This window comes from Flavobacterium sp. (genome assembly GCF_040402895.1).
Taxonomy (GTDB): domain Bacteria; phylum Bacteroidota; class Bacteroidia; order Flavobacteriales; family Flavobacteriaceae; genus Flavobacterium.
Genome location: NZ_JBBALR010000008.1, coordinates 110,238 through 132,211, shown reverse-complemented (window position 1 = coordinate 132,211; position 21,974 = coordinate 110,238). Strand labels below are relative to the sequence as shown.

General features: G+C 31.8%; 19 protein-coding genes. 9 read left to right on the top strand and 10 right to left on the bottom strand.

Annotated features, from left to right (window positions below; all coding sequences use genetic code 11):
- The first annotated feature begins 71 nt into the window (after positions 1-71).
- Genes ABWP60_RS08575 through murA form a run of 3 tightly spaced genes read left to right on the top strand, consistent with a single transcriptional unit; the run spans position 72 to position 2,500 of the window.
- A complete protein-coding gene (locus ABWP60_RS08575) occupies positions 72-356 on the top strand; it encodes a DUF493 family protein (RefSeq protein WP_353076466.1) in 285 nt (94 codons plus the stop codon).
- A 2-nt stretch (positions 357-358) separates the two neighbouring features.
- Positions 359-1,189, top strand: a complete 831-nt coding sequence (locus ABWP60_RS08570) for a DUF4290 domain-containing protein (protein WP_353151315.1) — start codon at positions 359-361, stop codon at positions 1,187-1,189.
- Positions 1,190-2,500 carry a UDP-N-acetylglucosamine 1-carboxyvinyltransferase gene (gene murA / locus ABWP60_RS08565; RefSeq protein WP_353151313.1) on the top strand — a complete coding sequence of 437 codons (1,311 nt, stop codon included), beginning with the start codon at positions 1,190-1,192 and terminating at the stop codon, positions 2,498-2,500.
- Between the two features lie 295 nt (positions 2,501-2,795).
- On the opposite strand, the gene ABWP60_RS08560 is transcribed toward murA, so the two are convergent.
- Positions 2,796-4,595 carry a chloride channel protein gene (locus tag ABWP60_RS08560; RefSeq protein WP_353151310.1) on the bottom strand — a complete coding sequence of 600 codons (1,800 nt, stop codon included), beginning with the start codon at positions 4,593-4,595 and terminating at the stop codon, positions 2,796-2,798.
- Between the two features lie 108 nt (positions 4,596-4,703).
- Entirely contained in the window at positions 4,704-5,312 is a 609-nt protein-coding gene (locus ABWP60_RS08555) for an acyl carrier protein phosphodiesterase (protein ID WP_353151307.1), read from the bottom strand.
- 245 nt (positions 5,313-5,557) lie between these two features.
- Here ABWP60_RS08555 and glmM point away from each other — a divergent pair, with 245 nt between their 5' ends.
- Positions 5,558-6,952: a phosphoglucosamine mutase gene (gene glmM / locus ABWP60_RS08550; protein ID WP_353151305.1), complete on the top strand. Its 1,395-nt coding sequence runs from the start codon at positions 5,558-5,560 to the stop codon at positions 6,950-6,952.
- A gap of 94 nt (positions 6,953-7,046) precedes the next feature.
- Here glmM and lpdA read toward each other — a convergent pair whose 3' ends face one another.
- From lpdA to truA, 3 genes are all read right to left on the bottom strand, one after another.
- On the bottom strand, positions 7,047-8,435 hold the full coding sequence (lpdA, locus tag ABWP60_RS08545; protein WP_353151302.1) for a dihydrolipoyl dehydrogenase: 1,389 nt from the start codon (positions 8,433-8,435) through the stop codon (positions 7,047-7,049).
- A 126-nt stretch (positions 8,436-8,561) separates the two neighbouring features.
- The gene (locus tag ABWP60_RS08540) at positions 8,562-10,394 is read right to left on the bottom strand and encodes an ABC transporter ATP-binding protein (RefSeq protein WP_353151300.1); all 1,833 of its coding nucleotides are present in this window, start codon (positions 10,392-10,394) and stop codon (positions 8,562-8,564) included.
- A 22-nt stretch (positions 10,395-10,416) separates the two neighbouring features.
- Entirely contained in the window at positions 10,417-11,151 is a 735-nt protein-coding gene (gene truA / locus ABWP60_RS08535) for a tRNA pseudouridine(38-40) synthase TruA (RefSeq protein WP_353151297.1), read from the bottom strand.
- A gap of 148 nt (positions 11,152-11,299) precedes the next feature.
- Here truA and ABWP60_RS08530 point away from each other — a divergent pair, with 148 nt between their 5' ends.
- Positions 11,300-11,794, top strand: coding sequence for a metallophosphoesterase family protein (locus ABWP60_RS08530; protein ID WP_353151294.1), 495 nt, complete (start codon positions 11,300-11,302; stop codon positions 11,792-11,794).
- Positions 11,795-11,919: 125 nt separating this feature from the next.
- Here ABWP60_RS08530 and ABWP60_RS08525 read toward each other — a convergent pair whose 3' ends face one another.
- Complete coding sequence (locus ABWP60_RS08525) at positions 11,920-12,330, bottom strand: DUF4293 domain-containing protein (RefSeq protein WP_353151291.1); 411 nt, start codon at positions 12,328-12,330, stop codon at positions 11,920-11,922.
- 183 nt (positions 12,331-12,513) lie between these two features.
- Between ABWP60_RS08525 and rho the strand changes: the two genes are divergently transcribed.
- Positions 12,514-14,157 carry a transcription termination factor Rho gene (gene rho / locus ABWP60_RS08520; RefSeq protein WP_353151288.1) on the top strand — a complete coding sequence of 548 codons (1,644 nt, stop codon included), beginning with the start codon at positions 12,514-12,516 and terminating at the stop codon, positions 14,155-14,157.
- A 71-nt stretch (positions 14,158-14,228) separates the two neighbouring features.
- Here the strand turns inward: rho and ABWP60_RS08515 are convergent, their stop codons facing one another.
- Positions 14,229-16,892 (bottom strand): valine--tRNA ligase, encoded by a 2,664-nt coding sequence (locus ABWP60_RS08515; RefSeq protein WP_353151285.1) that lies wholly within the window; start codon positions 16,890-16,892, stop codon positions 14,229-14,231.
- Positions 16,893-17,048: 156 nt separating this feature from the next.
- Between ABWP60_RS08515 and ABWP60_RS08510 the strand changes: the two genes are divergently transcribed.
- Positions 17,049-17,480, top strand: a complete 432-nt coding sequence (locus tag ABWP60_RS08510; RefSeq protein ID WP_353151282.1) for a DUF1573 domain-containing protein — start codon at positions 17,049-17,051, stop codon at positions 17,478-17,480.
- Positions 17,481-17,552: 72 nt separating this feature from the next.
- Here the strand turns inward: ABWP60_RS08510 and ABWP60_RS08505 are convergent, their stop codons facing one another.
- The 3 genes from ABWP60_RS08505 to ABWP60_RS08495 are packed head-to-tail and all read right to left on the bottom strand — an operon-like array spanning position 17,553 to position 19,230.
- Entirely contained in the window at positions 17,553-18,122 is a 570-nt protein-coding gene (locus ABWP60_RS08505) for a YceI family protein (RefSeq protein WP_353151280.1), read from the bottom strand.
- A 20-nt stretch (positions 18,123-18,142) separates the two neighbouring features.
- Positions 18,143-18,775 (bottom strand): NAD(P)H-dependent oxidoreductase, encoded by a 633-nt coding sequence (locus ABWP60_RS08500; protein WP_353151277.1) that lies wholly within the window; start codon positions 18,773-18,775, stop codon positions 18,143-18,145.
- A 2-nt stretch (positions 18,776-18,777) separates the two neighbouring features.
- A complete protein-coding gene (locus tag ABWP60_RS08495; protein ID WP_353151275.1) occupies positions 18,778-19,230 on the bottom strand; it encodes a MarR family winged helix-turn-helix transcriptional regulator in 453 nt (150 codons plus the stop codon).
- Positions 19,231-19,408: 178 nt separating this feature from the next.
- On the opposite strand from ABWP60_RS08495, the gene ABWP60_RS08490 reads away from it, so the two are divergent.
- Both ABWP60_RS08490 and ABWP60_RS08485 read left to right on the top strand, forming a co-directional pair.
- Complete coding sequence (locus ABWP60_RS08490) at positions 19,409-19,717, top strand: rhodanese-like domain-containing protein (protein WP_353151272.1); 309 nt, start codon at positions 19,409-19,411, stop codon at positions 19,715-19,717.
- Positions 19,718-19,735: 18 nt separating this feature from the next.
- Positions 19,736-21,973 carry a cation:proton antiporter gene (locus tag ABWP60_RS08485; protein ID WP_353151269.1) on the top strand — a complete coding sequence of 746 codons (2,238 nt, stop codon included), beginning with the start codon at positions 19,736-19,738 and terminating at the stop codon, positions 21,971-21,973.
- Position 21,974 lies beyond the last annotated feature (1 nt).

The following is a 21,974-nucleotide window of genomic DNA, read 5'->3' as shown; positions in this document are numbered from 1 at the left end:
ATCTTAATTATTTAAATTTTCAAATCAAACATTATAAATGTATATTTGTTGTTTTATTATATTAAATTAAAATGAATAAAGAAACCGAAGATTTTTACATTAGACTTAAATCGGAATTAGAAGAATCAACTACCTGGCCAGCGGTGTATTTATACAAATTTATTGTACCAACTAATGCTACAAATGTGAATACTGTTGAAAATGCCTTTAATAATATGGGCGCAGTAATAAAAACACACGCTTCTAAAACAGGAAAATACACCAGTATTTCAATTAATGTTACGATGCAAAACGCAGATAAAGTAATTGAAAAATACCAAGAATTAGCAACTATAGAAGGAATTATTTCATTATAAATATGGCATACAACAACGAAGAAGCAATAAATTATTTAGAATATAATTCGCAACGGGAACATTTAATTATTCCTGAATACGGAAGATATGTACAAAAATTAATAAACCAAATTACCGCTATCGAAGATAGAGAAAAGCGAAACAAAGGTGCGCGTTATGTAATTTCGGTATTGGGAAATTTGAATCCACATTTACGTGATGTGCCAGATTTTCAGCACAAACTTTGGGATCAATTGTTTATCATGTCTGATTTTAAATTAGATATCGATTCACCATTTCCAATTCCTACAAGAGATGTAGTGCAATTGAAACCAGAACGTTTATCGTATCCTCAAAATTTTCCAAAATACAGTTTTTACGGAAACAACATCAAATATATGATTGATGTAGCACGTAAATGGGAGGAAGGCGAATTAAAAAACGCTTTAATTATTGTGATTGCCAATCATATGAAAAAATGTTTTTTAAGCTGGAATAAAGATACGGTTACAGATGAAGTCATTTTTAATCATTTATTAGAATTGTCAAATGGGGAATTAAACTTAACGGCAATGAAAGAAGAACTTTCTACGTCGCAAAATTTAATGAAGGTCAATAAAAAACAGTCGAATAAGACTCAGTTTTTTACTAAGAATGAGACGGCTACAAACAACAGAAATCAAAACCGACCGCCAGCAAACCAAAACAGACCGCAACAAAAAAACAATAGAAATCAGAACACATCTAATGCAAAACCGAATTCGCCAGATAATACAAAAGCCAATTTAAATAATCCAAATTATAAAGGCGGTAAAAATTTTAAACCAAAAAATAATCCTAATAATATAGTATAAATGGGAACATTCAAAATTGAAGGCGGAACGCCCTTAAAAGGAAATGTGCAACCACAAGGTGCAAAAAACGAAGCATTACAGGTTTTATGTCCTGTTTTGTTAACCTCAGAAAAAGTTAGAGTTACTAACATTCCTGATATTATTGATGTAAATAAACTAATTACTTTATTGGGTAACTTAGGTGTTAAAATTCAGAAAAACGGACCTGGTGATTATACGTTTCAAGCAGACGATGTAAATGTTGGGTATTTAGAAACGGAGGCATTCAAAAAAGAAGGTGGAAGTTTACGTGGATCTATTATGATTGTTGGCCCTTTATTAGCTCGTTTTGGAAGAGGATTTATACCAAAACCAGGTGGTGACAAAATTGGAAGACGTCGTTTAGACACCCATTTTGAAGGATTTATTAATTTAGGTGCAAAATTTAGATACAATAGAGAAGACCATTTTTATGGCGTAGAAAATGAAGGCCGATTAAAAGGTGCGTATATGTTATTAGACGAAGCATCTGTTACAGGAACGGCTAATATTGTAATGGCAGCAGTTTTGGCTGAAGGAATTACAACTATTTACAACGCAGCGTGCGAACCGTATTTGCAACAGTTATGTAAAATGTTAAACGCAATGGGAGCCAAGATCACAGGTATTGGTTCTAATTTATTAACTATTGAAGGTGTGGAATCTTTAGGTGGTTGTGAACACAAAATTTTACCCGATATGATTGAAATTGGTTCTTGGATTGGTTTAGCGGCGATGACAAGAAGTGAGATTACGATTAAAGACGTAAGCTGGGAAAACTTAGGACAAATTCCGAACGTATTTAGAAAACTTGGCATTACGTTAGAACAAAAAGGAGACGATATTTATATTCCTGCTCACAAAGATGGATATGAAATTAAAACCGATATTGACGGTTCTATTTTAACGGTTTCTGATGCCCCTTGGCCAGGTTTTACACCTGATTTACTAAGTATTATTTTAGTAGTAGCCACACAAGCAAAAGGAGACGTTTTAATTCATCAAAAAATGTTTGAAAGCCGTTTGTTCTTTGTGGATAAATTAATAGATATGGGTGCAAAAATTATGTTATGTGATCCACACAGAGCAGTAGTAATGGGTCATAATTTTCAATCGCAATTAAAAGCTACTGTAATGAGTTCTCCGGATATTAGAGCGGGTATTTCGTTATTAATTGCAGCACTTTCTGCAAAAGGAACCAGTACCATCCAAAATATCGAACAAATTGATAGAGGGTACGAACGAATAGACGAACGATTAAGAGCGCTTGGCGCGAATATCGTAAGAGTATAAATTAAAAAAGCGACAGAGATGTCGCTTTTTTTATTGTTTTTTAGAGGTTTTGTTAGGAGTTTGTTCGGGAACGCTACTATAAAAGGGAACTTTACAGCCGATTTACCGAACAACTACCGAAGGAATACCGAAGAAAACTATGGTAAATTATGTATTTTTTATGAGAAAGGATTGAGAATATGATATTTTAACAAAATCAGACTTATCTATCCAATTTTGGATGTATATTTCTGATAAACGTCAGTCATATCTAAACCAAATATAATAATTTATTTTAATCTTCTTTAAAAAAAGGTTACTCAATAACCAATTCTTTCAATTGTTCGCGGTATTTTTCTAAAATATCCGCTTTGGAGATAAAACCTATAAATACTTTATTTTGTACCACGGGCAAAATACTTTGCTGTGTGGTTTCAAATGTATTCATTATGGTTTCTATGGTGTCCTCAAAATCAATAACATCTTTATCTTTTACGGGTTGCATTACTTCTGTAATGGAGGTAAATTTTACTTTAAACGCAGAAAATATAATCGGACGGATATCATCCAAATAAATTAAACCTATTAGTTTGTTGTCGTCATTTAAAACAGGAAAAATAACATCGTCGGTACTCGCTATCTTCTCAATTAATGATTCTAAAGTTTTAGATTGGGTAATGGCATTAAAATTATTGTTAATCAATCGTTTAACATCAATAGATTGTAATATGTTTTTGTCTTTATCATCTGTAAAAACTTCGCCTTTGTCCGCTAAATTTTTTATGTCAAATGAATACGGTTCAAAGTGTTTTGAAATGGCAAAACTAATAGAAGAAACCAACATTAAGGGTACCATTAAACTATAGCCACCCGTAATTTCAGCAATTAAGAAAATAGCAGTTAAAGGGGAATGAAACAAACCACTTAATACACCAGACATTCCCACCAAAGTAAAATTACTAATCGGCAAATTCGTAATCTTTAGCATATTAAAAAAGTATGCGGTAGAAAACCCTAAATACGAACCCACAAACAAAGAAGGGGCGAAGTTACCACCATTTCCACCAGCACCTAATGTAATTCCTGTCGCAAAAACTTTAAACAATAGGGTTAAGGTAATGAAACCAAAAATAATCCATTTGTTCGCTTCAAATTTTTCTAAAAGAGTATTTTCTAATAGTTTTTCTGGTTGGTTGGCAGCTAAAAGCTTAATTCCTTCATATCCTTCACCAAATAAACTGGGGAAAATAAAAATTAGTATGCCTAATATAAGAGCACCAAAAAGCGCTTTTCTATAGCTATTTTTACTTCGTGTAGCGAAAAAATGTTCCACTTTTCTAAAGTTTCTGGCATAATGAATGGAAACAAACCCAGACAAAATTCCTAAAATAATATAAAACGGAATGTTCTTAGAATCAAACTCTTGTATCGATTTAAAACTAAATAAAGCATCTTCATTTAATAATAACATCGAAACGATAGAACCAGTTGCGGCACTGATTATTAAGGGCGTAAAAGCAGTAATACTTATTTCTGTTAAAACTACTTCGATAGCAAACAATACTCCTGCAATAGGTGCATTAAAGGCAGCAGCTATTCCGGCAGCGACACCACAAGCCAAAAGTAAGGTTCTGTCTTTGTAACTTAAACGGTATTTTAACGCATAATTACTACCAAAAGCCGCTCCAGTAATCGTAATTGGCGACTCTAATCCAGCACTTCCGCCCATACCCACGGTTAACGAACTCGTAATTATTTGTGCATACATTTGTTTGTCTGGCAATACGCTGCGCTTTTTGGCAACCGCATACATAATTTGAGACGTGCCTTTTTGTATGTTTCCGTTTAAGAAATTTTTTATTACAAAAACCGTTAGTAAAATACCAATAATAGGCAAGGTGCTTTTACTGTAAGGCAAATGCAGTTTTGTATTTAAATATTGTGAAAATAAAAAGACATTGTGCGCAAACGTTTTTAGAACAATTACTGCCAAAGCAGCTGATAATCCAACTAAAACACTTGAGATATACAAAAACTGACGCGGCTCTAAAACCGACTTCAGTTTAGAAAAATAGTTTTCAAAAAAATGCGCTATTTTTTGTATTCGTTTTAACACAAGGATTTTTTTAAGAATGGCTAAAATACGCTATTTTTTTAAAAGATAAAATGTTTTGGGTACACAGATTTGATAGATTTAATAGATACTATTTTCCAAAAAATCTATTTAAGTGTTGTAATGAAATTCATTTTTAAGTTTGTACAATTCTAATTTACTTTGCTGTTGTAATGCTGTAAAAAACGCTAAAAATTCTTGTTCCATTTCCGCATAAAATTCCTTTACTTCATTTATGGCAGCTGGCATATTTACTCGGTTTTTGGTACGGTAATCCATTTGAAATAAAATCAATTCCAATCCTTCTAACGATTTGTAGCAAACTAACCAATTGGTTTTTATCATATATGGTAATAGATTTTGCGTTTTAGGCGCTATGATATCGTAATTACTTTGTAATAAATTATAAAAATCATCCGCATATTTTTCTAAAACGATATTTGAAAAAAACGACCAGTTTTTAGCTAAGAAATGATCATAAATAATATCCATAATTACACCTGAATAATGTCCGAATTTCTCGTGCAATCGATGTTTGCTTTTGCGATATATTTCGTGAGCATCGGTAAACGTATCAATAAAACGGTGTAATTTTATTCCAATTTGCATCCCAACTGGGTACTGCTCATAGTGTTTTCCTTTCACGGCATCGGCCATAAAATTGCCAATTTTAATGAAATCGTCTTCATTGGAAAGGAATATATGTGCTAGATAGTTCAAGTTTGTGGTTGAGATGTTTATTTGGTTATTCGTTTGTATGGAAATAGTATTTTTAAACACAGATTTTGGAAATTTATATAATTTTTTAAATCTGTGTTACAAAAAATGTTTGTTGCTATTTCTTTCGTAAATATATAAAATACTTTGCATGTTTTATTGCTATCTTATGGTTAACATTTATATTTGTACTTTATTTGGGGTTTACTTCTAAACTAATAAACCTTTAAACTTTTAAACCTAAAACAATGACATTAATAAAATCTATATCAGGAATTCGAGGCACTATTGGTGGTAAAGTAGGCGATAACTTAACGCCTGTAGATGCGGTAAAATTTGCATCAGCTTATGGTACTTTTTTGAAAAATAATTCAACAGTTACCGATAGAAAACTAAAAATTGTAATTGGTCGTGATGCGCGTATTTCAGGACCTATGATACATAATTTAGTCCAAAACACGCTTTTAGGTTTGGGAATTGATGTTATCGATTTAGGACTTTCTACTACGCCAACCGTTGAAATTGCAGTACCCATGGAACAAGCAGATGGTGGTATTATACTAACGGCTTCTCACAATCCGAAACAATGGAATGCTTTAAAATTATTAAACGCAAAAGGCGAATTTTTAAGTGGGGCAGATGGTGCTAAAATATTAGAAATTGCCGATGCAGAAGCGTTTGATTTTGTAGATGTTGATAGTTTAGGAGAAGTTACAAGTAACGATTCTTATATGGACATTCACATTGATGAAGTATTGGAATTACCTTTAGTAGATGCCGATTTGGTGAAAACTAAAAAATTTAAAGTTGTAGTTGATGGTGTAAATTCTTCGGGAGGAATTGTAATTCCTAATTTATTAGAACAAATGGGCGTGGAAGTGGTGAAATTATATTGCGAACCAAACGGACATTTTCCTCACAATCCAGAGCCATTAAAAGAACATTTAACGGATATCTGTAAACTTGTTTTAGATGAAAAAGCCGATTTCGGAATTGTAGTTGACCCGGATGTGGATCGTTTGGCTTTTATTTCAAATGACGGTGAAATGTTTGGCGAAGAGTACACGTTAGTAGCTGTAGCCGATTATGTTTTAAGTAAAACACCAGGAAATACGGTTTCTAATATGAGTTCGTCTCGTGCTTTGCGCGATATTACTGAAAAACACAATGGAAGTTACCAAGCCAGTGCCGTTGGTGAAGTGAATGTAGTTGAATTGATGAAGAAAACCAATGCGATTATTGGTGGTGAAGGAAATGGTGGCATTATTTATCCAGAATTACATTACGGAAGAGATAGTTTGGTTGGTGTAGCTTTATTTTTAACGTATTTGGCAGGTCAAGATAAAACGGTTGCCGAATTACGTGCCAGCTATCCGCAATATTATATGAGTAAAAATAAAATCGAATTAACGCCACAAATTGATGTAGATGCCATTTTAGCATCTTTGACTCAGACTTATAAAAACGAGCAAATTAGTACTGTAGATGGAGTAAAAATTGATTTTGCTACAGAGTGGGTACATTTAAGAAAATCGAATACCGAACCCATTATCAGAATTTATACAGAAGCGCCAACACAAAACGAAGCCGATGTTTTAGCAGAACGTTTTGTAAATGAATTAAAGGTTATTGCTGGGATATAGTAAATAAGTTATTATATTATTAAAATTACATATAAAAAAACCGTCAAGTTTTAAACGGGACGGTTTTTTTATCGTAAATCTAAAATCGTAAATCTTAAATATGAATCACTTCATCATAGGCAGCGGCTACTGCTTCCATAACGGCCTCACTCATAGTAGGGTGTGGGTGAACAGTTTTTAAAATTTCGTGTCCTGTGGTTTCTAGTTTTCTTGCTACAACAGCTTCTGCAATCATATCCGTAACACCTGCGCCAATCATATGACAACCTAACCATTCTCCGTATTTCGCATCGAAAATTACTTTTACAAATCCGTCAGTAGTTCCTGCAGCAGTTGCTTTTCCAGAAGCTGAGAACGGGAATTTTCCTACTTTAATATCATATCCTTTTTCTTTAGCTGCTTTTTCAGTTAAACCAACTGAAGCAATTTCTGGTGTTGCATAAGTACAACCTGGTATATTTCCGTAATCTAATGGTTCTACGTGTAGACCTGCAATTTTTTCTACACATAAAATTCCTTCTGCAGAAGCGACGTGTGCTAAAGCTTGACCTGGAGTGATGTCGCCAATGGCGTAATATCCTGGAACATTAGTTTGGTAGAAATCGTTTACTAAAATTTTATCTCTATCTGTGGCAATACCCACTTCTTCTAAACCAATATTTTCAATGTTTGTTTTGATACCAACTGCGGAAAGTAAAATATCTGCTTCGATAACTTCTTCACCTTTGGCTGTTTTTACGGTTGCTTTTACGCCTTTTCCTGAAGTGTCAATTTTTTCAACAGATGAATTGGTCATTATAGTAACCCCTGCTTTTTTCATGGAACGTTCCATTTGTTTAGAAATGTCTTCGTCTTCAACAGGAACTATATTTGGCATAAATTCTACCAATGTAACTTGTGTTCCCATTGAGTTATAAAAATGAGCAAATTCTACTCCAATGGCTCCAGAACCTACAATAATCATAGATTTTGGTTGTGTAGGTAATGTCATTGCTTGTCTGTATCCAATAACTTTTACACCATCTTGTGGTAAGTTTGGCAATTCTCGAGAGCGTGCGCCAGTGGCAATAATGATATTATCGGCTGAATATTCAGTAACTTTTCCATCAGCGGCAGTTACATCAATTTTTTTGCCTGGTTTTACTTTTCCAAAACCATCAATAACATCAATTTTATTCTTTTTCATTAAAAACTGAACACCTTTACTCATACCACCTGCCACATTACGAGAACGGGCCACTACAGCATTAAAATCTTTATCTACATTTTCTACTTTTAATCCGTAGTCGGCGGCATGTTTTAAATAATCGAAAACTTGAGCTGATTTTAGTAAGGCTTTTGTTGGAATACATCCCCAATTTAAACATACACCACCTAAACTTTCTTTTTCAACAACGGCAACTTTAAAACCCAATTGCGAAGCTCTAATTGCTGTAACATATCCACCAGGACCACTTCCTAAAACTATAATATCGTATTTCATTTTTTTGTGTTTTGTATCTTAATTTTCTTGTTGCGAAATTAGTAAATATTTATTTATTTTTTAAGTATTTTTTTAGTAAAAAGGTAAAAGGCATTTGGTAAAAGGTAAAAGTCTTTGGTCTATTCTCTATATTCTATTCACCTCTTCTGTTTTTTCAAATTGGGAGTCGTATAACTTTTTATAAAAACCATTTTCAAGTTGTACTAATTCATTGTGTTTGCCTTTTTCTACAATTATACCTTTATCCATTACTATGATAGTATCCGCATTTACAATAGTTGCCAAACGGTGTGCAATGATAATTGAAGTTCTTCCTTGTGTTAACGTATGTGTTGCTTTTTGAATTAATTCTTCCGAGTAGGAATCAATTGATGAAGTAGCTTCATCTAAAATTAGAATACTTGGATTACTAATATAAGCTCTTAAAAAAGCAATTAATTGCCTTTGCCCAGAAGATAGCATGACTCCTCGTTCTTTGACGTCATAATCATATCCGTTAGGTAACGATATTAAAAAATCGTGAACACCAATTTTTTTGGCCGCTTCATACACCTGTTCTCTTTTAATACTTTCATCAAAAAGCGTAATGTTATTATAAATGGTATCGGCAAATAAAAATACATCTTGTAATACCATAGCGATTTCATTTCTTAACGTTTCTAAAGTAAAATCGTTAATATTGATGTCGTCAATTAAAATTTTTCCAGAATCTATTTCGTAAAAGCGATTCAGTAAATTAATAATTGTTGTTTTACCGGCACCAGTGGCTCCAACAATTGCAATGGTTTCTGCAGCTTTTACTTCTAAATTAATTCCTTTTAATATTTCTTCCTCTTTTATATAACTAAATTTTACGTTTTCAAATTTTATATTTCCTTTAAATTTTTTTGCTGAAATTGTTCCGTTGTCTTGCACCTCTGAATTTGACTCTAAAATTTCAAAAACTCGGTCTGCAGCTACAATTCCCATTTGCATCACATTAAACTTATCAGCAATTTGGCGTAATGGCGTGTATAACATGGCGATATACATATTAAAAGAAATCAGCTGTCCAACACTGGTATTGGTGTCGCCATTAATAATAAATATAGCACCAAAATAAACTACTAATCCTAATGTAATACTTGAAACAATATCGGCAATTGGAAAGAAAATACTATTGTATAAAATGTTTTTTAACCATGCTTTGTTGTGTTTGTGATTGATTTCCTTAAATTTTTCTAATTCAATTTTTTCTCTATTAAACAATTGCACAATTTTCATTCCTGTTAATCGTTCTTGAATAAAGGTATTTAAGTTGGCTACTTCATTTCGAACTTCATTAAAAGCTACTTTCATTTTCTTATTAAAAATATTTGTAGCTATTAATATAACCGGCATAATAAGCAAGACTATACAGGTAATTTTCCAATTGATTACTAACATAAAAATCAGCACGATAATCATTTTTAAAACATCACTAATAATCATAAATAATCCTTGACTAAATATACTAGCAATATTTTCGATATCCGACACGCATCGGGTAATTAATTTTCCAACCGGTTCATTATCGTAATATTTGATTTTGAAACTAGCTAAATGTGCAAATAATTTTTCACGAATTACTTTTACAATATCTTGGCCTAACCAACTTGAAATGAAAACAAAAAAGTATTGTGCTACCACTTCTAGAAGTAGTATTAAAAACATAATGGCTACCAATACTTTTATATTATATGTAGCATTTCCTTCAATTAATATTTGACTAATTAAGTCTAAAAAATAATCTTGAATGACATTGGTTTCTTTGCTGGCATTTACAAAATATTTATCAATAGTAATATTTAAAATTAATGGTCTTAAGCCTGCGACAATGGCTAAAAATATAGCCCAAAATGCTACCGAAAAAAGTTTGCTTTTAAAAGGAATAGCATAACGCATTAATTTTTTAAAAGAAGATGATTTTAAAACGCTCATTTGGCTTATAGTTTTTTGAAGGCTAAAGATACGGATATTTTACTTTTGTTAAATACAATCCGTGAGCAGGAACAGAAAAACCTGCATTATTTCGGTTTTTACTTTCAATAATTGTTCTAAAATCGGAGAGAGAAGTTTTATGAATGCCTACATTTATTAATGTTCCTACAATGGCACGTACCATATTTCGTAAAAATCTATCTGCAGTAATGGTAAATACCATCTGATTTTCGTTTTGTTGCCAGTGTGCTTCTGAAATTTTGCAGTTAAAGGTTTTAACATCGGTATGAATTTTAGAAAAGCATTCAAAGTCAGTGTATTCAAATAGTATTTTGCAAGCTTCATTCATCAAATTTAAATCCAATTTATGATGTACTTTCCAACTGCTATCTGAGTTAAAAACGTCTTTAAAGGTAGTGATATGATATTCGTAAGTTCTACTGGTAGCATCAAATCGAGCATGCGCATCAGGTTGTACTGGAATAATATTAAAAATAGCAATATCTTTTGGTAAAAATGAATTTAGCTTTTGAATGGTACTTGGTGTATCAAAATCAATTTCAGTATCAAAATGGGCGAACATTTGTTTAGCATGCACACCTGAATCGGTTCTTCCTGCGCCTACAATTTCAATTTTATCGCGAAGTACTAAAGATAAAACCGTATCTAAAGTTTCTTGTATTGAAATAGCATTCGGTTGTATTTGAAACCCAAAATATTCTTTTCCGTTATAGGCAAATTCAAGGAAGTATCTCAATTTGTTAGATTTTGATTTACAAAAATAATGTTTTTCAATGGCAATATCAAATTCAATTTTTAAAACACAGATTGGATTAATTATAAAAATTATAAAAATTTCTCCAATCAGTGTTTTAACTAGCTATTTTAAATCCTACTTTTGTAATATGAAAAAAATACTACTCCTTTCTGACACGCACAGCCATATTGATGATACGATTTTAAAATATGTAAAATTAGCTGATGAAGTATGGCACGCTGGAGATATTGGTGATTTAAAAGTTACTGATACGATTAAAAAGCTAAAACCTTTACGTGCAGTTTTTGGAAATATTGACAATCATGAAGCCCGTTTGGAGTTTCCATTAAATAATCGGTTTTTTTGTGAAGGAGTAGATGTTTTAATAACACATATTGGTGGCTATCCAGGAAAATATAGTCCAGCTATCAGAGAAGAAATCACTCAAAACCCACCAAAGTTATTTATTTGTGGACATTCGCATATTTTAAAAGTCATGTTCGATAAAAAACTCAATTGCTTGCATATGAATCCGGGTGCAGCAGGTATTTCAGGATTTCATCAAAAACGAACGATGTTGCGATTTGAAATTGATGGCGACAATATTCAGAGCTTAGAGGTTATTGAAATAGGTGACAAGTAAGAAGAATTTACGATTTAAGATTTGCGATTTACGATTTAAGGAGTTTAGAGAAGTGGTAAAAACGAAAATCCGCTTTGATTTCTCAAAACGGATTTTCTACGCACTAATAAGCTAAGATGATAGGTTTATCGTATTCTGTCCACAGATTTTACGAGATCTTCGTCCCTTTTAATTGCTCTGTTAGCCAAAGCAAGAAAAACGATAGAAAAAATGGGTAAAAGCATCCCAATACCTTTCTCAGAAACTTTCGCTTCTCCAGATAGACTTAGTGAATGGTATACTAATAATCCTATTATAATAAAGTTTAATATCATATTAAGTCTGTTTAAAACAAACTGATTTTGTCTTTTTTTGTAACTAAAAATACTTAAAACCGCTAATATAGCTGAAATCAAAAACAACCCAAGATATATAGTATTAGAATTTGCATATATCTCTAATTTATTTTCCGTAGTCCAAATTTTAATAAAAAATGGAAGTACACCAGAAATCAGTACACACAGTAATAAATATATTGTTTGAATTCTTTGTAACATTTTTAATTTTTATAAGAACAAAAATAAGTTTTCTTTTTTTAAAAAACTATTGTTTTATAATAAAATATTCGTATTATTGCATCAAATAATCGTAAGTACTTCATATACGATACTTTAAAAAAGCAAAAAAATCTCATCACAGTTTTTTTATTATATTAAGATTAAAAAAATCAATCAACATTTATGTTTGACACATCTACATTAAAAGGGATGAAACTCTCTGATTTGCAAGAAATTGCCAAAGTAGCTAATATTCAAAAATTCAAAACTTTTAAAAAAGACGAATTAATTACTCAAATATTAGATTTACAAAATTCCTCTGAAGCACAACCTCAAGTTTCTATGTCAGTAAATAAAACGACTCCTATGTCTACTGTTAATCAAGTAGCAATTGAGGAAACAAATACAAACCAAACTTCAGATAATGAAATTAAATCCCAGCGAACGCGAATAAAAAAAGTGGTTGTAAAGCCTTCAAATAGAGAGAAAGAAGCCGCTTCTTTTGATGTAGACGCAGAAAAAAAATCTGAATCGTACAGCCAACAACCTAAAGAATCTGTTGAAAATTATTCAGAAATACCTTCAGAAGAAATAAAACCCGAAGCTACTGAACAAGAAAAAGCAAATCCAAACCCTAATTTCAAGAAAATTACCAATCCGAAGTTTGCTAAAAACAACGGAAATAAAAACTTCCGCGAATCTGATTTTGAATTTGATGGAATTATTGAAAGTGAAGGCGTTTTAGAAATGATGCCAGATGGCTACGGTTTCTTACGTTCTTCGGATTATAATTATTTAGCCTCTCCAGATGATATTTATTTATCACAATCTCAAGTGCGTTTATTTGGATTGAAAACGGGTGATACTGTAAAAGGAGTGGTTCGGCCTCCGAAAGAAGGAGAAAAATTTTTCCCTTTAGTTCGTGTTTTGAAAATAAACGGACATGATCCACAAGTCATTCGTGATCGAGTTTCATTCGAACATTTAACTCCACTTTTCCCAGAAGAAAGATTTAATTTATCAGGAAAAAACACTTCTATATCTACACGAATTATAGACATGTTCTCGCCAATTGGTAAAGGACAGCGTGCCATGATTGTAGCACAACCAAAAACCGGTAAAACCATGTTATTAAAGGATATTGCTAATTCTATTGCGGCCAATCATCCTGAAGTATATTTAATTGTTTTATTAATTGATGAACGCCCAGAAGAAGTTACCGATATGCAACGAAGTGTGCGTGCCGAAGTAATTGCTTCTACGTTTGACGAACCTGCAGACCGTCACGTAAAAGTGGCAAACATTGTTTTAGAAAAAGCAAAACGTTTGGTAGAATGTGGGCATGATGTAGTAATTTTATTAGATTCGATAACCCGTTTAGCTAGAGCATATAATACGTGTCAACCTGCATCTGGAAAGGTATTAAGTGGAGGAGTAGATGCTAATGCCTTACAAAAACCAAAACGTTTCTTTGGAGCGGCTCGTAATATTGAAAATGGCGGATCGTTAAGTATTATTGCAACCGCATTAACAGAAACTGGTTCTAAAATGGACGAAGTAATTTTCGAAGAATTTAAAGGAACAGGTAATATGGAATTACAATTAGATAGAAAAATATCTAACAAACGTATTTTCCCAGCTATCGACTTGGTTTCTTCAAGTACACGTCGTGATGATTTATTACTTGATAAATCTACGTTACAACATATGTGGATTTTACGTAAATATTTATCAGATATGAATCCAGTAGAAGCAATGGAATTTATAGAATCTCGTATCAAACGTACCAAAAATAACGAAGAGTTTTTGATTTCTATGAATGATTAGAAATTGATAATAATACAAATAAAAAAGCCGATTTTCAAATGAAAATCGGCTTTATACTTTTAATAAATATTTTACTTCAATCCAGCAATACTCTGCTCGATTGTTGCAATTTTTGCTAAAGCATCCGCTTCTTTTTTGCGTTCATTAGCTATTACTTGCTCTGGAGCGCCCGCTACAAATTTCTCGTTAGACAATTTGCCTTGAACCGATTTCAAGAAACCTTTCGTATAATTTAATTCTTCCGTTAATTTTGCAATTTCTGCCTCTACATCAATGTTTCCGGTAATTGGAACAAAATATTCGTTAGATTTTACTCGGTACGACAAAGCACCATCTACTTTATCTGTTACATATTTTAAGTCCGAAATGTTTCCTAATTTCATAATGATGACATCGAAATAATTCGACGCTTTTTCATTATTTACTACTCGTAATTCAATTACTTCTTTAAATGGAATGTTTTTATCTTTTCTAATGGTTCTAATTCCAGAAATTACATCGGTAGCAAAATCAAAATCAGCAATTAATTTTGAATTTACAGAAGTCATTTTCGGATATTCAGCAACAATTAGCGCTTGTTCTGGCGTTCTTTCTGTAATGTGTTGCCAAATTTCTTCTGTTAAGAATGGCATAAATGGATGTAATAATTTTAAATTATTTTCCAGCATTTCAATCGCCTTATCAAAAGTAGTTTTGTCAATTGGTTGTTGATACCCAGGCTTAATCATTTCTAAGAACCAAGAACAGAAATCGTCCCAAACCAATTTATATGTCGCCATTAAAGCTTCAGATAATCTGTATTTTTCAAAATTATCTTCAATATCTAATAGTGTTTGTTGCAATTTTGCTTCGTACCATTCAATGGCTACTTTTGAAGATTCTGGTTGCGAAATGGTTTCAGAAACTTCCCATCCTTTAATCAATTTAAACGCATTCCATATTTTATTGGTAAATGCTTTTCCTTGATTACATAATTCTTCATCAAATAATATATCATTTCCTGCAGAAGCACTTAATAATAATCCTACACGAACACCGTCTGCACCAAATTTTTCAATTAAACCAAGTGGTTCCGGAGAATTCCCTAATGATTTAGACATTTTTCGACCTTGACTATCACGAACCAATCCAGTTAAATATACATTTTTAAAAGGTTTTGCATCGGCAAATTCGTAGCCTGCAATAATCATACGCGCTACCCAAAAGAATAAAATATCCGGACCTGTAACTAAATCGTTAGTTGGATAATAATAGTTGAAATCTTCATTTTCTGGATCCATAATTCCACCGAAAACAGCCATTGGCCATAACCATGAAGAAAACCAAGTATCAAGTGCATCCGCATCTTGACGTAAGTTTTCAGTGGTCAGTTCTGAGTTAGCCGTTTTTATTTTAGCTAAAGCCAAGGCTTCTTCTTTTGTCTCCGCTACAACGAAATCTTCTTTTCCATCACCGTAGAAATAGGCTGGAATTTGTTGTCCCCACCACAATTGACGAGAAATATTCCAATCGCGAATATTATTTAACCAATGTGCATAGGTATTATTAAAACGATTTGGATATAATTTTATTTCGTCAGATTCTAAAACCGCGTGAATGGCTGGCTTAACTAAATCTTCCATTTTTAAGAACCATTGATCAGATAAACGCGGCTCAATAACACATTTTGTTCTTTCAGAAGTACCAACATTATTAGTGTATTGTTCTACTTTATCTAAAGCATTAATTGAAGTTAATTCTGTTTCAATTTCTTTACGAACTACAAATCTATCTTTCCCTTCATAATGTAATCCGAACGAATTTAATGTAGCATCTTCATTAAAAATATCAATGATTTCTAGATTGTGTTTGTCCCCTAAAGTTTTATCGTTAACATCGTGAGCAGGCGTTACTTTTAAACAACCTGTACCGAATTCTAAATCTACATATTCATCTTCAATAATTGGAATTACTTTTCCAGAAATTGGCACAATAGCTTTTTTTCCTTTTAAATTAAAATGTCTTTCATCATTTGGATTGATACAAATGGCAGTATCACCGAAAATAGTTTCAGGTCGAGTGGTAGCGACTACTAGATATTTCAAATTGGAAATGGATGAAGGGTTTTGGGTGTTTTCTTCGTCCAGAATTTGATATTTGATGTAATATAATTTTCCTTGACGTTCTTCAAAAATTACTTCTTCATCCGATAACGTTGTTTTTGCTTCTGGATCCCAGTTTACCATTCTATACCCTCTGTAAATAAGTCCTTTATTATATAAATCTACAAACGAGCGAATTACAGAAGCAGACATATCTGGATCCATAGTAAATTTTGTTCGTTCCCAATCACAAGAACATCCTAATTGTTTTAGTTGTTCTAAAATAGTTCCACCGTATTTATCTGTCCAATCGTACGCGTGTTTTAGAAATTCTTCACGAGTTAAATCTGCTTTATTAATCCCTTCCAATTTTAATTTCGCAACTACTTTTGCTTCAGTAGCAATAGAGGCGTGGTCAGTACCAGGAACCCAACACGCATTGAAACCTTTTAATCGCGCACGACGTATTAACACATCTTGAATGGTATTATTCAACATATGCCCCATATGTAATACCCCAGTCACATTTGGTGGAGGAATTACAATAGTATAGGGTGTACGATGGTCTGGAGTGGAATGAAAATAATTGTATTTCATCCAATACTCGTACCATTTTTGTTCTACGGATTTGGCGTCAAATTGGGCTGGTATCATTTATATTGTATTAATTGTAAGTAATTGCGTCTTTTGGTATACTTTTTGAAATCTATCTGCAAAAGTAATTATATAAAACAGAATAAAAAAAATGTATTTACTTTTTGTTAGTTAGTTTAAATAACATATTTTTACAATTCTCAAATTAATATAAAAATGAAGAAATTAGTATTTATTTTAGGTTTAATGGTAACCAGTTTATCAACTTATGCACAAAGTGGTGCAAAAATTGAATTTAAAGAAGAAACCATTAATTATGGTGATGTTTATAAAGGAGTAGACTCAGGAAAAAGAACTTTTGAATTTACCAACACGGGTGATAAGCCTTTAATTATTAAAGATGCAAAAAGTAGTTGTGGATGTACGGTTCCGAGTTTTCCTAAAGATCCAATTGCGCCCGGAGCTTCTGAAAAGATTGAAGTGCAATACAACATGAATCCAGGGCCTATTAGCAAAACAATTACGGTTGATACCAATGCGATTAACAAAGAAAACGGAATGGTTGCTTTACGAATTAAAGGAACTGTTTTAGTAAAAGAAGAGAAAAGTATTTTAGAAAAAAAATCTGCAGGACCGCTTTCTAAATAATAATACATTTTAAAATGAAAAAGCCAGAATACTTAAATATTCTGGCTTTTTTTTATTTTTATAGGTTGATAATTACCAAGCTAAATTAACTTTTAATTCAAATTCATCGCTAATTGTTTTGTCTCCTAAATCTGAGAAAAACGAACCAGAACCATATTTGATATCGTATTTAGTTCTGTCAACTTTTAATGTAGTAGTTGCTGTGTTTCCTTTGACTGTAATTTCAAAAGTAATTGGTTTTGTAATTCCTTTGATAGTTAAATCAGCCGTTACACTATACAAACCTTTTCCTTTAGCGCTGATAGTTTTAAATACTAAGTTAGCTGTTTTATGCTTTTCAACACCAAAAAAGTCTTCGGCTTTTAAATGTCCGTCTAAACTTTCTTTTCCTTGACCTGGTTTTAAATCTGTTGTGCTAATTGTAGTCATGTCAACCGTGAACGTACCACCTTTTAAAACCTTTCCAGTAAATACTAAAGCACCACTTTGTATAGCAATAGTTCCTGTGTGTGAACCTGTTACTTTTTTACCCGTCCAAACGATTCCGCTTTTTGCTGCATCGATTTTTTTTGTTTGTTGTGCATTTACTGTAAATGTTACCAACGTTACTAATGCTACTGCAATTGTTTTTAAATTTCTCATGTTTGTTAAATATTTAGTTATTAAATTGTTTCAAATAATTCTGATTTTGGTTTTCTTACTTTTGCATAATATTGCGTGTCATCCTCATCATGTCTGTAACCGATTGTTGCTACTAATGTAGCATATAAACCTTTTTTTGTTAGGCCTAAAATTTCGTTATATTGTTCCGGAAGAAATCCTTCCATTGGTGTCACATCAATTTTTAATTCTGCAGCCGCATTTAATAAATTCCCTAATGCTAAATAAGCTTGCTTTTGCGCCCAAATCAATTGTTTTTCTGGAGTTAAACTGGTAATATTTCCTATCATAAAATCGGCATACCCTTTTACGCTATCAAATGAAATATTTCTTGTCTTCGCCATGTTTTCTGCATATCTAGTAATGTACTCTGCATCTACTTTGGTTTCACTAGCAAAAACAAATAGGTGAGAGGCATCTGTAATTTGACTTTGTCCCCAAGAAGCAGGTTGTAATTGTTTTCTAATTTCTTCGTTCTCAATAATTAAAACTCTATAAGGCTGCAAACCATATGAAGAAGAAGATAATTGAATAGCCTCTTTTAAAATTTCTAAATCTGAATTAGAGATTTTCTTTTCGCTGTTAAATTTTTTGGTAGCGTAACGCCAATTCTGATTTTCAATAAATGTGCTCATAATTAATTTCTGTATTTTTCTAATAAATTATTTAATAATGTTAATTCTTCGGTAGTTAAATTGCTTGCTAAGCTATTTTCATGTGCAATTACTATTGGATCTAATTTTTTTAAAACCTCTATTCCTTTTTCTGTAATTGTTATTTCCATTTTTCTTTTATTGGATGGACAAATATTTCGAATTACCAATTCCTTTATGATTAATTTGTCTACCAATCTCGTAGTATTGCTGTTTTTAGAAATCATACGTTCTTGAATTACAGACATATTGGCTGGTTTTCCTTTCTGACCTCTCAAAATACGTAACACATTATATTGTTCGCTTGATAAATCAAATGGTTTTAATATTTCTAAAAAACGATCCGCAACAATACTTCTTGAAAAATATAAATTCAAAATTACCTTTTTAGCCAAAGATAATTCTACGGTACTTTTTATTTCATCTTCTATTTTCAATATTACTTTATTTGTAGGTACAAATGTATAATAAATATTTTATTTGTATATACAAACGTTATTAAATTAATGTTAAATTTAAAAATTTAAACTAAATTATGATATTTAGAGGTTTGTGCTTGAAAATAAATTTTTATATCTAAATTCTTGTTGTAAATTTGAGAAAAATTATACGTATATGAATTTAGAGCAAAAAGAGTGGTGGGAAGGTTTTTTAACCACTGAAAACGCTGTTATTTTAGATGTTAGAACAGAAGAAGAAGTAGCAAACGGTTACATTCCTGAGTCCATTAATATTGATATTTATAAAGGACAAGGTTTTATTTACCAATTGGAAGAATTAGATAAAGATAAAGTGTATTTTGTATATTGCTTAGCTGGAGGTAGAAGTGCCCAAGCATGTGGTATTATGAAACAATTAGGTTTTGAAAAAGTATATAACCTAGTTGGTGGAATTTCACAATGGGAAGGTCCTGTTGAGAATTAAATTTTGTAACATTTCTAAATGAAGAATTATAAAAACAGCTTCTTTTATTTACTTGTTGTAGGTGTATTTTCGGCTTTAATTTATTGGACAATTAAAAACGGAAAATTATTAGAAAAATCTGATGTATTGAAAGTTGTTACTACTGGAAAATCGGACTATCAGGATTTTCTTACTTCCCTGCATCATAACGTTACACATCCTTTAGCTATTTTGTTGGCGCAAATTGTAACGATAATTTTAGTAGCTAGATTTTTTGGATTGGTTTGTAAAAAAATTGGTCAGCCAGCTGTTATTGGAGAAATAATTGCAGGTATAGTTTTAGGACCCTCTTTTTTTGGAAGTTATTTACCCGAATTTTCAAGTGTGTTATTTCCAAGTTCATCTTTAGACAATTTAAAATTTTTAAGTCAAATTGGCTTGATATTTTTTATGTTCGTTGTAGGAATGGAATTGGATTTAAGAGTATTACGAAATAAAGCCAAAGAAGCCGTAATTATAAGTCATGCCAGTATTATTATACCGTTTACGTTAGGATTGGTTTTAGCCTATACTATTTACACCGATTTTGCGCCAAAAGGAATTGAATTTATATCTTTCGGATTGTTTTTAGGTATTGCAATGAGTATAACTGCTTTTCCAGTTTTAGCTCGAATTGTACAAGAACGCGGGTTGCAAAAAACAAGAATTGGCGCTATGGTAATTACTTGTGCAGCAGCAGATGATATTACCGCTTGGTGTTTATTAGCTGGTGTTATTGCAATTGTTAAAGCAGGATCAATAACAAGTTCGTTATATATTATAGTGCTTTCTTTTATTTATGTTGTAGCTATGATAAAGCTAGTTCGTCCATTTTTAAGACGAATTGGAAACTTGTACGATACCGCTGAAAAAATCACAAAACCTGTTGTAGCTATTTTCTTTTTAACCTTATTGATTTCTTCGTATTTAACCGAAATAATTGGAATTCACGCTTTATTTGGTGCTTTTGTAGCGGGCGTTATTATGCCAGATAATATGAAGTTTAGAAAAATGTTCATTGAAAAAATTGAAGATGTTTCTTTGGTAGTATTATTACCATTATTCTTTGTATTTACAGGTTTAAGAACAGAAATTGGATTGCTAAACAGTCCAGAATTATGGAAAGTTTGTGGGTTAATTATTGTTGTTGCCGTAGTAGGTAAATTTATTGGAAGTGCTTTGGCTGCAAAATTTGTGGGTCAAAATTGGCGCGATAGTTTAACCATAGGAGCATTAATGAATACACGTGGTTTAATGGAACTTGTCGTGCTTAATATTGGGTATGATTTAGGCGTATTAACCAAAGAAGTTTTTGCAATGATGGTGATTATGGCATTGGCAACGACTTTTATGACAGGACCCGCATTAAATTTAATTGACTTAATTTTTAAACCAAGAAAAAATAGTGTTCCGTCAAATTCAGATAATTTAGAATATAAAGTATTGGTATCTTTTGAAAATCCTGAAGATGGAAAACCATTATTAAAAGTAGCAAATAATTTTATTAGTTTAGATAAAGAAAAACAATCGCTTACCGCCATGTACATTTCTTCCACTAATGAGGTAAATCCGTATAAGATTGAAGAATATGAACGTGAAAGTTTTAAACCAATTCTTAAGGAAGCTACCAAACTAAATCGTAAAGTAGAAACACTTTTTAAAGCTTCTCGAGATATAGATTCTGATATTGTAGAAGTCAGTAATAAAGGGGAATTTAATTTATTACTTATTAATATTGGTGCCTCAATTTTTGAAGGGACTCTTTTAGGAAAAGTATTAGGAATTACTTCTAAAATTATAAATCCTGAAAATTTATTAAACACATTTACGGGAAAAGAAAAGTTGTTTGAAATCAATTATTTTGATGACAAAACCCAAGCCATTATTAATAAAACAGAAGTGCCATTAGGAATTTTTGTAGATAAAGATTTGACTAAAACAGAAAATATCTCTGTGATTTTATTTAATAAAGAAGACCAATTTTTATTGGATTATGTAAAATTATTGAAGAAGAATTCTCAAGCTAAGATTTCCATTTTTGATACCTATGATATCGTAAATGATAACAACAAAATTACTCACGAAAATGTAAAAGTGATTCATTCTTCTAAATTAGAGAAAGATTTCTTGAAAGAACAAGATTTATTAATCATGAGTATTGATAGTTGGAAAAAACTAATAGATACAAGAAGTGTGTGGCTTAACAATACGCCATCGCTTTTAATAATAAAATCATAAT